Below are 13,443 nucleotides of genomic sequence, written 5' to 3'. Positions count from 1 at the left end.
CGCGGGCGGAACAACGCGTCGGGTGTCACGGCGCCGTGCCGGCGTGCGCGCCGGGCAGGAGGGCGTCCGGGACGGTGATCCCCGGGACCGGGCAGGGGAGTAGGGGAGGGGCCCGGGGCGGGCGCCCGCCCGGCGTGGTGGTCGTCGCGCGGACCGTGCCCCGGGCGCAGGCCCGAGTGCTCGTCGCGCCCGCGGCGCCCGCCCGCGCCCGGGGCGGGGACGCGCCCCGGGCGGCGGAGGCGTTCCCGGCAGCCGGCGCGGTCGTCATTCCCCCGTCGGTGACACCGCCCGTACCGGCGCGGTGCCGCCGATGTCGTCCTGTACGGCATGCCGCCATGGTCGTCCGCCGGGCCGCGGAGCACGTCGTCCGCACGGGCGGAACCTCTCCTGCGCCGGGCCCATGCGCGTCTCGTGCTCCCGGCCGGTACGCCCGGGCCCCCCTCGCCCTCCGGGAGGAGAGCACCCGCGCCCCGGTGTCAACCCCTGTGGGACAGAGGGCCGGTGACGTCCGCGGGCGGGGCTGGACGGGCCCGGCGGCATGCTGCACTTTCCACCACACACCCGCAATTCCGCGTGCGAGGAGGGCCCTGTGAACGACCTGTGCGGCACCCGTGGCGACGACGCCACCGCCCTCGACTCCATATTGCGCATCGCCCTCGGCTTCCAGGCCTCCCAGGTGCTGTTCGCCGCCACCCGCTTCGGGCTCTTCACCGAGCTGGCCCGGGGCCCCCTGACCGGCGAGGAACTCCGCCTGCGGCTCGGCCTGCACCCCCGCTCCGTCCGGGACTTCCTCGACACCCTCGTCGCGCTCGGCCTGCTGGAGCGCGAGGACGACGCGGGCGGCGCCGACGGCCGGTACGCCAACACCCCCGCCACCGCGCGCTATCTGGACCGGAACAAGACCACCTATCTGGGTGGCGCGCTGGAGCTGTACGACAACCGGCTGTACGGCTTCTGGGGCAGCCTCGCCGACGGACTGCGCACCGGGAAGCCGCAGAACGAGATCAAGGACGGCGGCGACCTGTTCTCCGCCCTCTACAAGGACCCCGAGCGCCTCGCCTGTTTCCAGCAGGCCATGACCGGGCTCACCATGCGCTCCGCCGACGCCCTCGCCGAGGCCGTCGACTGGGCCGCCCACCGCACCGTCGCCGACATCGGCTGCGCCGAGGGCGCGTTGCTCAGCCACCTCCTGCACCGCCACCCGCACCTGCGGGGCACCGGCTTCGACCTGGAGGCCGTCCGCGCCAACTTCGAGCGCAACAGGGAGCTCCGCGGCCCCGCGGAACGCCTGTCGTTCACCGCCGGGGACTTCTTCGCCGACCCGCTCCCGCGCGCCGACGTCCTGCTCTTCGGGCACGTCCTGCACGACTGGGACCTGGACGGCAAACGGACGCTGCTGCGCAAGGCGTACGAGGCGCTGCCGGAGGGCGGGCTCGTCGTCGTCCACGAGAGCTTCATCGACGACGACCGGAGGGAGAATCTGACCGGGCTGCTCAGCAGTCTCAACATGCTCATCGAGACCACCGGCGGCTTCGACTGCACCACCGCGGACTGCCGGGGCTGGCTGGCGGAGGCCGGATTCCGCGAGAGCCGGGCGCGACGCCTGGCCGGCGCGGAGTCCATGGTCGTCGGCCGCAAGTGAGCGTGCCGGACGGACGGGAGAGGGAACATGGCGGACGAGCACGACAGCACGGTCCTGCACATCAGGGGACGGGTCCTGACCGGGGCCGACCCCGACGGCGGGGTGCGCGACGAGATGTGGGTGGTCGGCGGACGGATCACCTTCGACCGCCCGGCGGGGGCGCGCGACGTCACCACGGTCGAGGGCTGGGCACTGCCCGGACTCGTCGACGCCCACTGCCACGTCGGCCTCGACGCCCACGGCCCGGTCGACGCGGCCACCAGCGAGAAACAGGCCCTGACCGAACGGGACGCGGGCGCCCTGCTGTTGCGCGACGCCGGCTCCCCGTCCGACACCCGCTGGATCGACGACCGCGAGGACCTGCCGCGCATCATCCGGGCGGGCCGCCACATCGCCCGGACCAAGCGCTACATCCGCAACTACGCCCACGAGATCGAGCCCGAGGACCTCGTCGCCTACGTCGCGCGGGAGGCCCGGCGGGGCGACGGCTGGGTCAAGCTCGTCGGCGACTGGATCGACCGCGAGACCGGCGACCTCTCCGCCTGCTGGCCGCGCGGCGCCGTCGAGGCGGCCATCGCCGAGGCGCACCGGCTCGGGGCCCGGGTGACCGCGCACTGCTTCGCGGAGGAGTCGCTCGCGCCGCTGGTCGAGGCGGGCATCGACTGTGTCGAGCACGCCACCGGGCTCACGGAGGAGACGATTCCGCTCTTCGCGGAGCGCGGCGTCGCGATCGTCCCGACGCTCGTCAACATCGCCACCTTCCCGCGCCTCGCGGACGGCGGCGAACGGAAGTTCCCCCGCTGGGCCGGCCACATGCGGCGGCTGCACGAGCGCCGCTACGCGACGGTGGGCGCCGCGTACGACGCCGGCATCCCCGTCTACGTCGGTACGGACGCGGGCGGTTCGCTCGCCCACGGCCTCGTCGCCCAGGAGGTCGCCGAACTGGTACGGGCCGGCCTGCCGGTGACCACCGCGGTCGGTGCCGCGTCCTGGAACGCCCGCCGGTGGCTGGGCCGCCCCGGCCTGGAGGAGGCCGCTCCGGCCGACCTGGTCGTCTACGGGGCGGATCCGCGGGAGGACGTGCGGGTGCTGGGGGCGCCGGAGCGGGTGATTCTGCGGGGGAGGGTGGTGGGGTGAGGGGGCTGAGGGGTTTTGGTGGGCTGAGGGACTCCGTAGAGGGGCCCTGGTGGGCCGAAGGACTCCGCTGAGCGACTCCGCCCTCGCGTCAGCTCTCGCCCAGGGGCCGCTCCAGGGCCCGCTCCAGGGCCTCCGCGAACCGGTCCGTCGTCGCGCGGTCCCGGACCGCCAGCCGAAGGTAGTCCGGGCCCAGGCCCGGGAACGTGTCGCCCCGGCGCACCGCGAAGCCCAGCCCCCGCAGCCGCGACCGCACGGCCGTCGCGTCCGGCACCCGCACCAGCAGGAACGGCCCGGACGCCGGCGAAAGCACCTCGACGGAGGGGAACTTGGCCAGCCGGTACTCCAGGTGCGCCCGGTCCGCGGCGATCCGGTGCGCCGCGTGCGCGGCCTCCGCGAGCGCCGCCGGCTCGCTGCACGCCTCCGCCGCGACGAGCGCCGGCGTCGACACCGGCCACAGCGGCTGCGCCCGCTCCAGCCGGGCGATCCGCCCCGGCGACGCCAGGACGTACCCGACGCGCAGCCCCGCCAGACCCCAGGTCTTGGTGAGGCTGCGCAGGACGACCAGGCCCGGCAGGTCCGTACGGGAGGCGAGCGACTCGCCCTCGCCGGGCACCGCGTCCATGAACGCCTCGTCCACGACGAGGGTGCGCCCCGGGCGGGCGAGCCGGGCCAGGGCGGTCGCCGGGTGCAGGACCGAGGTCGGGTTGGTCGGATTGCCGACGACGACGAGGTCGGCGTCGCCGGGGACCGCACGCGGGTCCAGCCGGAACCCGTCCTCCGCCCCGAGCACCACCCGCTCCACCTCATGCCCCGCGTCCCGCAGGGCCGCCTCCGGCTCGGTGAACTGCGGGTGCACCACCACCGGCCGCTTCGCCTCCAGCGTCCGCGCCAGCAGCACGAACGCCTCGGCGGCCCCGGCCGTCAGCAGCACGCGTTCCTCCGGCAGCCCGTGCCGCGCCGCGACCGCCCGCCGCGCCGCCCGCCCGTCCGGATACGCGGCCAGCCCCCCGATCGAGGCGGCGATCCGCTCCCGCAGCCACCGCGGCGGCGTCCCCGCCCGCACGTTGACCGCCATATCGGTCAACTCCGCCCCCATTCCGCGCACTTCCGCGTCCCCGTGGTGGCGGAGGTCGGGCTCGGGGGATATGTGCTGCTGCATGGGAGCGGGGCTTTCTGGTGCGCGTGGTCCTCGGGGGGAGACGTTACCTGGCCGACGGGGGGCCGCGCGCCGCCGCTCTCCCGGAGCGTGGGGGTGACGGCTGGCGCGTGCCCGCAGGCGGCCGGCGCCGGTCGGCGCCGGGGGGAGCACGCCGACGGGGCCGGATCGAGCTCGCCTGCCTAGCGACGGCTGCGCTCACTGGACCCGGTCGCCCATGGTGCGTTCATATTCCTCATGGGCCTCGCCCGTGCTTCGGGCGGTGTCCCGGAAGTGCTCCGCGATCCACTCGTGCAGAGCCGCAACGGTCGGCTGCGGACCCGAGTACGCCATGCACGCCGTCGGGCGCGACACGCACAATGCCCGGTAGAGCGGGCCGGCGTCCGGGGCCCGTGCGAACGCGTGCTCCGCGCATCCGGAACCGGGCATCACTTGGCCCGGGCCGTCGTCCCATGGGGATGCCGGGCAATCTCCACATGGGCGTCGGTGACCTTGGAATGGTCGCCGCGCTTGCGGGCTTCCTCTCGCTGCTTCTGCAGGGCCGCGCATACATCGCAGCCGTCGACCGGCGTCGGCTCGTCGCCGCGACGCCATGTCGCGAACTGTCTCTCCGCCATCTGCATGGCCGCGAATCTACGCAGACCAAGCACGAGCGACAGGGACAGCCAGGGGCCATCGACCCGGCGTCCCCCTCGCGGTCACGCAGAAGCCGCTACGCGGCCAGTACGCCCACTTCTTCGGCGAGTTCGTGCGCGTCACGGCTGAGCGGGCCGCGGGCTTCCTTGACGAGCGCGGCCGTCAGGTCACGGGCCATGGGCGTGAAGCGCACGGCCTCCGGTGAGACGTCCACGGCCTTCCGCATCCAGTGGACGGCCCCAGCAATGTCCTTCCGTTGCCGCTGGGCGCGCCCCAGCTCGATCAGCACCCGGGACCGCCGCTCGACGCTCGGCACGGAACCGAGCTCGATGTCCTCGGCACGGCTCAGAGCCGCTCCGGGAGTCCGCAGGTCCACGCCGACGCTGACGCCGTGCACGGCCACGTTGGCGGACCCGAAGACGGTCCAGGAGTGCGCGTATCCGTTCGGCAGCCTGCGCGCGGTCCGGTCCGCGTCGTCCCAGCTCCGCCACGCGTCGCCCTCCTGGCCCTCGCGGGCGTATGTGATCGCCGCGTGCAGGCGCAGTGCCCCGTACATCGCCCGAAGGTCGTCGGAGCCCTCCTCGAGCCGGGGCTTGATCGCCTCGGCCGCCTGCTCCACCACCCGGATCGCCTCGTCGGCGTAGCCGGTCTCCCGCAGGCCGTTCCCCCAGGTCCACGAGGCACCCGCGAGGCACAGCGGATCGTCGGCCTCCACGGCGGCCTGCCTGCCCCTGTCGGCGATCAGCCAGTACAACTCGGCCTCGACGGCGTAGGCCGTGGCCTGTTGGGCGAGGTGCCAGACGTCGGCCTGCACCTTGTACGCCTTCCGGCGGTCCGAGCCCTCCAGGCGCCGCGGAAGGCACGAGGCGTCCCGGATGAGACCCGGAAGCAGTGCCCCCACCTCCGTCCGGTTGAACCGGCTGACATGCCAGAGCCTCCACGCCTCGGCCACGCGCCCCCGGAGCGCGTCCACGGACGGCGGCTCCGGCGGCTCGACCGGGAACAGCGGCCCCCGGATGGCCTCCCGCACCTCGTCGAGGTTCGGCAGCACCAGCCGGGCCGCAGGGACCACAGGTCGCGGGACCGGGTCCCCCGTCAGCTCCGAAAGATCCGACAGACGCAGTGCGTTGGCGAGCCGTACCAGCAGTGTGTAGTCCCGGAGCTCCCGCTCGCCGCGTTCGATCTTCTTCAGCCAGTCGGGGCCCCGGCCGACCAGCCCCGCCAGCACGGGCCGCGTCATTCCGCGTCGCTCCCGGTGGAACCGGATGCGCTCCCCAAAGGTCATCCCGGCCGGGTTGGTCATCTCCGCCCCCAGGTACGAAGTCGCTCCCTCTCGCCCAGCGTACGCCGTGCGATCAGTGCGAACGAGCCTTGCCGGGCGGCGGATTGACGCCGGAGGTGCTTGGCTGGCCCGGTGCTGCGAGGAGGCGTACGGCGGTGCGTTCCCGCGATGGTGCCTCGTCGCCGTCGTCGGTGCCTCGGCCGGGCTCCCCCTCGGAGGGGCGATACCGGGCGTGACCGGCACTGTTCGGCGTCGGGCGAAATTCCGCCCGCTCGTACCCGAATCGTACGTATGATCCCCTGGTCGTTGCCTCGCCGACTCTTCATCTGGGGGACCTCGTCCTGTGGGCACCTCGCTGCGCGCCCTCCGGGCCTTCGCCCTGCCGGCCGGGTTCCACCTGCTGACCCTGGCCGTGCTCGGGACTCTGCTCGGTGCCGGCGTCGCGGCGTGGGTCTGGGCGCCGACGGCCGTCGCGGTCGCGGTGACCGTCCTGACGGTGCTGCTCGGGGTGCCGGTCGTCCGGGGGACCCTGCTGCTCGACAGGCCGGGCGACGCCGGCGTCGCCGGGCTGCCGCTCGGCGAGAGCGAGCAGCCCGAACTGTGGCGGACGGTCCGCTCGTTGGCCGAGCGGGTCGGCACGCGGGCGCCTGACGCGATCCTCCTCACCGGGGACGCGAACGCGGGCGTCTCCGAGGACACCCGGCTGCTCGGCCTGCCGACCGGTCCGCGCCGGCTCTACATCGGCGTTCCGCTGCTGATCGGGCTCACGGAAGCGCAGGTGCGCGCCGTGCTCGCCCACGAACTCGCCCACTACGGCAACACCGACACCCGGCTCGCCGGCCTCGCCCACCGCGGCCGGGACAGCGTGCTGCGCACCGTGGAGGCGTTCCGGGCGCAGGAGCGGAAGCGGATCGACAAGGAGCGCTCCCGCCGGGAGAAGGCCGTTGCCGGAGGGAGCACCAAGGGACGCGGGGCCGGGTTCGCCCACCGGACGGCGGCCAGGCCCTTTCTCGCGTACGCCCGGTTCTGCCTGCGGGCCACCCATGGCGTCGGCCGGGCGCAGGAGCTCGCCGCCGACCGGACGGCCGCGCGGATCGCCGGGCGGGACGCCACCGCGTCGGCGCTCCGGGAGACGGCCGTGCTCGTCGCGGCACACGACTTCTACATGAGCCGCTACGCGACGATGGGCGTCCCCGCGGGCCTCCTCCCGCCGCGCGGCGAGGTCTTCGGCGGCCTGCACAGGCTGCTCACGGCCCCGGGGCGCCGGGAGGAGCTGGCGGCGCTGCGGGACGAACCACCGGCCGGTGCCCTCCCCGTACGACACCCACCCGGCGCCGGCCGACCGCATCCGCCGGATCGAGGCGCTGCCCGACGACGGCCGGGCGGCCGCCCCGGCCGGGCCCGCGCTCGCGCTGCTGCGCGACACCGGGCGGGTCCTGGCGGAGCTGGAGGCGGCCGTTCTCGCCCCGGAGGCCCTGGCCCTGGAACGGACCGCGGACTGGCGGGAGTTGACGCACCGGGCCCTGCACGCGCTGACGACGGAGGGGGCGCGCCCGTTGCGGGAGGCGCTGGCGGAGGCGGGCCTCCCGGCGTCCCCGGCGAGCGCGGCGGCGGACCTCGCGGTGTTCCTCGACGCCGTCGACGCGGGTGCGCTGTGGCGGATCGCCGGCCACCTGCCCGCCTCACCGGAGGCCGCGCGGGCCCGGGGCAGGGCGGCCCGGGAGTTCCTGCGCCCCAAGCTGTCCTCCGGGCTGCACGACATGACCGAACTGGCCCTGGCCGAAAGGGCGGCAGCCCGCTGGGAGCCGTCCTGGGCGCAGCCGGCGCGACTGCTGCTGCCGGGCGGCCGGGAGGTCACCGATGCGGTGGCGGCCGCGGTACGGCCGGCCGTCGCGGACGTCCCCGACACGGCACCGCTGCGTGAACTGCTGCGCTCGTCCGCCGTCTGAACGTCCCCCTGTTCCCTTCTCTCGATTTCTCTCGATCGGATTCCCTTCAGACATGCTGCTGTCCCTCATCATCATCGCGGTGTCCGTCGCCCTCTGGATCCGGAGGAAGCGGCGCGCGGGCGCAGAGCCGTCCGCCGCCCGGCTCGCCGCCGCTGGCTGGCTGCCGCCGGAGCGGCAGAACACGGCGCGGGCCTTCGCGGACCCCGAGGCCGACGCCATCGAGGCGGCCCTCGTCCGGGGCGACTGGGAGCCCGCCGCGCGGGCGCTCGACGTCACCGGCCATGACTGGGAGCGGCGCTCCGCGCTCGTCGGGATCATCGCCCACGCGGCGGCGCAGGACGACGCCTGGCTCAGGGACTGGGAGACCGCGCGCCCCGGCGACCCGGGCGCGGCCATCGTCAAGGCCGAGGCGAGGATCATCGTGGCGTGGGAGGTCCGTGGCACGGCCTGGGCCAAGGACACCACGGCCGAACAGTTCATGGGCTTCCACCGGGTGCTGGAGGAGGCCCGGGACGACCTCGACCGGGCCCTGGCACTGGCCGCGCCGGAGGACCCCACTCCCTACATCGCCAGGATCCCGCTGTACAAGGCCACGGGCGCCTCGCACGACATGATGCGGGAGCTGTGGGCCGAGATCACCTCCCGCGCGCCGTACCACTTCGACGCCCACCTTTCGGCTCTTTCGTACTGGTACCCGAGATGGTGCGGCTCCGAGGAGCTGGTGGGCGAGTTCGCGTGGGGGGCCGCGCGCACGGCACCGCCCGGCAACCTGATGACCATGCTCCCGCTCCAGCACTGGCACGACCACCTCGACGCGGACGCCCCGGACGTCGCCTTCCGCTCCGTGCACCTCACGGCCATGGTCGACGCCGCGCTGATGGACGTGGCGGCCTGCCGTCCGGACCACCCCCGGCTGCCGGCCGCACGGCACCTGCTGGCGTACATCCTGACCAAGCAGGAGCGCTACGCGGAGGCCGTGGAGCAGTTCCGGCGGGTGGACGGCCATGTGGCGGCGGTGCCGTGGACGTACTACCCGACCAAGGAGGCGGTGGCCTTCTGCCTCTACCGCGACGCGGCGATCGTCGGCTCGGGGGCGCTCCGGAAGGGCCGCTGACGCCCCGCTCGCAGCCGGCGTGCTCGAACGCCGCAGGCCGTCACCCGACGGCCGGTGCGCCCCGTGCCCAGCCGGGTCACGGCCTCCGCGCCGCCACCGCGCACGTCACCCGGCGCCCGTCCCCCACCGTCTTCGGGACCACCAGCACCGCGCCGACTCCCGCCCCGCGCACCGCCGCAGCCTCCGCCACGCCGGCCGTGCCCGTCGCCGCGTGGACCCTCGCCGACGGGGACGGCACCGGGACCGACGACAACTCGGCGGCGGAGTACGCCAGCAGCGGCACGCGCAGGGAGCGGGCGGCCGTGATCAGGCCCGGCTCGGCCGCGCGGGAGTCGAGTGTTGCCAGGACCACGAGACGGCCGTCCGGGGGGATCGCCCGGGAGACCAGGGCCAGGACCTCGTCCGCGGGAACCCCGGGCCGGGCCCCGACCCCGGCCACGTACTCACGCACGGACGGCCGCCGAGGCCGCGACCAGTCGTTCCGCCGTGCCCGGGGCGCCGGCCCAGTGGACGTGCAGGTACGACGCGTGGACGTGGGCCGAGGCAAAGCCCTCCAGGCGGCGTTCGGGGTGGGTGAAGCCCCAGGCGGGGGAGGGGCCCGCGGCGGGGGAGGTCACGGTGCGGTGGAACTCGTGGCCGCGGACGCGGGTGCCCGCCGTGGCCAGGGGGGAGTCCGTGAGGGCGACGGCCTCGCGGTAACCCAGGGTCAGGCGGGGGGACATGCGCGCGTCGGTGGGCAGGAGGCCGCACATCGGGCGGTCGTCCAGGGAGCGGGAGAGGTACAGCAGGCCCGCGCACTCCGCCACCACCGGGGCGCCGGAGGCCGCCAGGGCGGCCACGGCCGCGCGGAGCGGCTCGTTGGCGGAGAGCTCCGGGGCGTACACCTCCGGGAAGCCGCCGCCGATGACCAGGCCGGACGTGCCGGCGGGCAGCTCCTCGTCGCGGAGCGGGTCGAAGACGGCCACGTCCGCGCCCGCCGCCGTGAGGAGTTCCGTGTGTTCGGCGTAGGAGAAGGTGAAGGCCGGGCCGCCCGCCACGGCGATCACCGGGCGGGCGGCCGGTGCGACGGAGGCGGGCGGTGACCAGGGGACGTCCGGGAGCGGGGGTGCGCTGCGGGCCAGGGCCAGGAGGGCCTCCAGGTCGCAGCCCTCGCGGACCCGCCGTGCCTGGGACGCCACCGCGTCCAGCGCCTCCGCGCGGCGTTCCGCGACGGGGATCAGGCCGAGGTGGCGGCTGGGGGTGTCCATGTCGGAGGCGCGGCGCAGGGCGCCGAGGACCGGGACGCCGGAGCCGCCCAACGCCTCGCGCAGCAGCGCCTCGTGACGGTCGGAGCCGACCTTGTTGAGGATCACGCCGGCGACCCGCACCTCCGGGTCCCAGGACGCGAAGCCGTGCACCAGCGCCGCCACCGAGCGCGACTGCGACGACGCGTCGACGACGAGGACCACGGGGGCGCGCAGGAGCTTCGCGACGTGGGCCGTGGAGGCCAGCTCGCCCTGGCCGCTCGCGCCGTCGAAGAGGCCCATGACGCCCTCGACCAGGGCCAGTTCGGCGCCCGCCGCGCCGTGCAGGAAGAGGGGGGCGACGCGCTCCGGGCCGCAGAGGTACGCGTCCAGGTTGCGGCCCGGGCGGCCCGTCGCGAGGGCGTGGTAGCCCGGGTCGATGTAGTCGGGGCCGACCTTGTGCGCGGACACGGCGAGGCCCGCGTCCGCGAACGCCCGCATCAGGCCGGTCGCGACGGTCGTCTTGCCGCTGCCGGAGGACGGCGCGGCGATGACGAGGCGGGGGACGTGCGCACTCACCACTCGATGCCCCGCTGGCCCTTCTGGCCCGTGTCCATGGGGTGCTTGACCTTCGACATGTCGGTGACGAGGTCCGCGAAGTCCACCAGTTCCTGGGGGGCGTTGCGGCCCGTGACGACGACGTGCTGGGTGCCCGGACGGTCGCGGAGGACGGAGATGACCTCCTGCGTGTCGATCCAGCCCCAGTGCAGCGGGTACGCGAACTCGTCCAGCACGTACAGCCGGTACGACTCGGCGGCCAGGTCGCGCTTGACCTGCTCCCAGCCCTCGCGCGCCGCCTCCTCGCTGGAGGAGATGTCGCGCTGCACCCAGGACCAGCCCTCGCCCATCTTGTGCCAGGCGACCGTCCCGCCCTCGCCGGTCTCGCCGAGCACCTTCAGCGCCCGCTCCTCGCCGACGCGCCACTTCGCGGACTTCACGAACTGGAACACCCCGACCGGCCAGCCCTGGTTCCAGGCCCGCAGCGCCAGCCCGAACGCCGCCGTCGACTTCCCCTTGCCCATCCCCGTGTGGACGAAGACCAGCGGCCGGTTGCGGCGCTGGCGCGTGGTGAGACCGTCGTCCGGGACGACGGTCGGCTGTCCCTTGGGCATTACGCGGCCCTCCTGGAGGTGTTGCCGTTGCTGTTGCGTACGGTGCGGACGAGCGCGGAGACGCTGTCCGCGCGCAGGTCGTCGAGGGTGACGACGGGGGCGAGCAGCGAGCGGCCCAACTCGGCGGCCAGGCCCAGGCGCACGGGCCCCGCCTCGCAGTCGACGACGACGGAGGCGGTGCCCCCGGCGGCCAGCAGGCCGGCCGCGCGCGCCGCGCGGGCCAGCGGCTCCGGGCCGCCGGTGGCCCGGCCGTCCGTCACGACGACCAGCAGCGGGCGGCGGGACGGGTCGCGCAGCCGCTCCACCCGCAGCACCTCGTGCGCCTGGAGCAGGCCCGCGGCGAGCGGGGTGCGGCCGCCGGTCGGCAGCTTCTCCAGCCGGGCCGCGCCCGCGTCCACCGACGAGGTCGGCGGCAGCGCCACCTCCGCGCCGGAGCCCCGGAAGGTGATCATCCCGATTTTGTCGCGGCGTTGGTAGGCGTCGAGGAGGAGGGAGAGGACCGCGCCCTTGACGGCGCTCATCCGCTTGCGCGCCGCCATCGAGCCGGAGGCGTCCACGACGAACAGGACGAGGTTGCCCTCGCGGCCCTCGCGCACCGCCTCCCGCAGGTCGTCCCGGCGGACGACCAGACCGCGGCCCGTCCGCCCGCGCGCCCGCTGGTGCGGCGCCGCGGCCTGCACGGTCGCCGCCAGGTGCAGCCGGGACAGCGCGCCGCGCGGGCGGCGCGCGCCGGTCGTCCGGCCGTGCGGCGTCCGCGACCGCGAGCGGCGGCCGGCCGCGCCCTCGCCCAGGCCGGGGACGTCGAACTTGCGGGTGCGGAAGGGGTCGGCGGCGGCCACGGGTGCGGCGTCCTGGGCGGCGGCCCCGGGGGCCGGAGCCTCCTGGGGGGCGGCTTCGCCCTCGGCCGGCTCGGGGGCGGGCTGCCGCTCCTCGCGCGGCGCGGGGAGTTCGCCCTCGGAGGACTGCGGGGGCTCGCCGCCGCCGTCCGGGCCGCCGTCCGGACCGCTGTCGTCCGGGCCGTTGTCGTCGGGGCCCTGCGGGCCGTCGTCCGGCCCCTCCGGCTCCGGCTCCGGGTCGTCGTCCTCGTCCTCGAACTGCCGCAGGATCTCGTCCAGTTTGGCCTCGTCCAGGCCGGGCGCGTCGAAGGGGTTGCGGCGTCGACGGTGGGGGAGGGCGAGCAGGGCCGCCTGCCGTACGTCCTCGGTGACGACGTCCGTACGGCCCGCCCACGCCGCGAGCGCGGTCGCCGTGCGCGCGGTGACGATGTCGGCGCGCATGCCGTCCACCTCGAACCCGGCGCAGACCGCGGCGATCCGGCGCAGGGCCCCGTCGCCGAGCCGTACGGACGGCAGCAGGGCGCGCGCGGCGGCGATGCGCTCGCGCAACGCGTCCTCCTCGGCGGCCCACTTGGCCGCGAACGCGGCCGGGTCCTCGTCGAAGGCGAGGCGCCGGCGGACGACCTCGACGCGCTCGTCGGGCTCGCGGGAGGCGGCGACCTCGACGGTCAGCCCGAAGCGGTCGAGGAGCTGGGGCCGGAGCTCGCCCTCCTCGGGGTTCATGGTGCCGACGAGGAGGAAGCGGCTGGCGTGGCGGACGGAGACGCCTTCGCGTTCGATATACGTCGCGCCCATCGCGGCGGCGTCCAGCAACAGGTCGACCAAGTGGTCGTGCAGCAGGTTGACTTCGTCGACGTAGAGCACGCCCCGGTGCGCGTCGGCCAGCAGGCCGGGCTCGAAGGACTTCACGCCGTCCGACAGGGCGCGCTCGATGTCGAGGGCGCCGACGAGCCGGTCCTCGGAGGCACCGACGGGCAGTTCGACCATGCGGGTCGGCCGTACGTCTCCGGCCTCCGCTTCGTGTGGACCGTCGGGGCACGTCGGATCCGGGGCGGCCGGGTCGCAGGAGAAGCGGCAGTTGTTGACGACCGCGAGGTGAGGCATCAAGGTGGCCACGCCGCGTACCGCTGTCGACTTGGCCGTGCCTTTCTCGCCGCGGATCAGTACTCCGCCCACCGCGGGGCTCACTGCGTTGAGGAGCAACGCCAGGCGCAGGTCCGCCATACCGACAATCGCGGTGAGCGGGTAGGGGGTGGTCGTCACGCGTTGATCACTCCTTCGGGTGGTTCCGTGCAG

The 13,443-nt window shown here is 75.2% G+C and carries 11 protein-coding genes and 1 pseudogene; 5 read left to right on the top strand and 7 right to left on the bottom strand.

Annotated elements, in window-relative coordinates:
- Positions 1-589: 589 nt before the first annotated feature.
- Together AC230_RS07725 and AC230_RS07720 are read left to right on the top strand one after the other, a co-directional pair.
- Positions 590-1,642: a methyltransferase gene (locus AC230_RS07725; protein WP_049715321.1), complete on the top strand. Its 1,053-nt coding sequence runs from the start codon at positions 590-592 to the stop codon at positions 1,640-1,642.
- A 27-nt stretch (positions 1,643-1,669) separates the two neighbouring features.
- Positions 1,670-2,779, top strand: a complete 1,110-nt coding sequence (locus tag AC230_RS07720) for an amidohydrolase family protein (protein ID WP_049715320.1) — start codon at positions 1,670-1,672, stop codon at positions 2,777-2,779.
- A gap of 88 nt (positions 2,780-2,867) precedes the next feature.
- Here the strand turns inward: AC230_RS07720 and cobC are convergent, their stop codons facing one another.
- The 3 genes from cobC to AC230_RS07700 all read right to left on the bottom strand — a co-directional run bounded on the left by cobC (position 2,868) and on the right by AC230_RS07700 (position 5,856).
- On the bottom strand, positions 2,868-3,938 hold the full coding sequence (gene cobC, locus AC230_RS07715) for an Rv2231c family histidinol phosphate aminotransferase CobC (protein ID WP_049715319.1): 1,071 nt from the start codon (positions 3,936-3,938) through the stop codon (positions 2,868-2,870).
- 425 nt (positions 3,939-4,363) lie between these two features.
- Positions 4,364-4,558 carry a hypothetical protein gene (locus AC230_RS07705; protein WP_049715317.1) on the bottom strand — a complete coding sequence of 65 codons (195 nt, stop codon included), beginning with the start codon at positions 4,556-4,558 and terminating at the stop codon, positions 4,364-4,366.
- Between the two features lie 89 nt (positions 4,559-4,647).
- Positions 4,648-5,856 carry a helix-turn-helix domain-containing protein gene (locus AC230_RS07700; RefSeq protein WP_277816844.1) on the bottom strand — a complete coding sequence of 403 codons (1,209 nt, stop codon included), beginning with the start codon at positions 5,854-5,856 and terminating at the stop codon, positions 4,648-4,650.
- A 340-nt stretch (positions 5,857-6,196) separates the two neighbouring features.
- On the opposite strand from AC230_RS07700, the pseudogene AC230_RS34490 reads away from it, so the two are divergent.
- From AC230_RS34490 to AC230_RS07690, 3 genes and pseudogenes are all read left to right on the top strand, one after another.
- Positions 6,197-6,979: pseudogene (locus tag AC230_RS34490) on the top strand (M48 family metallopeptidase); the annotation flags it as partial.
- Positions 6,980-7,157: 178 nt separating this feature from the next.
- On the top strand, positions 7,158-7,802 hold the full coding sequence (locus AC230_RS34485; protein WP_338399789.1) for a hypothetical protein: 645 nt from the start codon (positions 7,158-7,160) through the stop codon (positions 7,800-7,802).
- A gap of 52 nt (positions 7,803-7,854) precedes the next feature.
- Complete coding sequence (locus tag AC230_RS07690) at positions 7,855-8,916, top strand: DUF4034 domain-containing protein (protein ID WP_241833134.1); 1,062 nt, start codon at positions 7,855-7,857, stop codon at positions 8,914-8,916.
- Positions 8,917-8,992: 76 nt separating this feature from the next.
- Here the strand turns inward: AC230_RS07690 and AC230_RS07685 are convergent, their stop codons facing one another.
- The 4 genes from AC230_RS07685 to AC230_RS07670 are packed head-to-tail and all read right to left on the bottom strand — an operon-like array spanning position 8,993 to position 13,410.
- Positions 8,993-9,367 (bottom strand): cobalamin biosynthesis protein, encoded by a 375-nt coding sequence (locus AC230_RS07685; protein WP_241833133.1) that lies wholly within the window; start codon positions 9,365-9,367, stop codon positions 8,993-8,995.
- The gene (locus AC230_RS07680; protein WP_049715315.1) at positions 9,360-10,721 is read right to left on the bottom strand and encodes a cobyrinic acid a,c-diamide synthase CobB; all 1,362 of its coding nucleotides are present in this window, start codon (positions 10,719-10,721) and stop codon (positions 9,360-9,362) included. Before AC230_RS07680 ends, AC230_RS07685 begins: the two co-directional genes overlap by 8 nt.
- Entirely contained in the window at positions 10,715-11,311 is a 597-nt protein-coding gene (cobO, locus tag AC230_RS07675; protein ID WP_049715314.1) for a cob(I)yrinic acid a,c-diamide adenosyltransferase, read from the bottom strand. The genes AC230_RS07680 and cobO overlap by 7 nt, the downstream gene beginning before the upstream one ends.
- Positions 11,311-13,410, bottom strand: coding sequence for a putative cobaltochelatase (locus AC230_RS07670; RefSeq protein WP_049715313.1), 2,100 nt, complete (start codon positions 13,408-13,410; stop codon positions 11,311-11,313). Before AC230_RS07670 ends, cobO begins: the two co-directional genes overlap by 1 nt.
- Positions 13,411-13,443 lie beyond the last annotated feature (33 nt).

It is taken from the genome of Streptomyces caatingaensis (genome assembly GCF_001187435.1).
Lineage (GTDB): Bacteria > Actinomycetota > Actinomycetes > Streptomycetales > Streptomycetaceae > Streptomyces > Streptomyces caatingaensis.
This window is presented reverse-complemented; position numbering and strand designations above follow the sequence as displayed.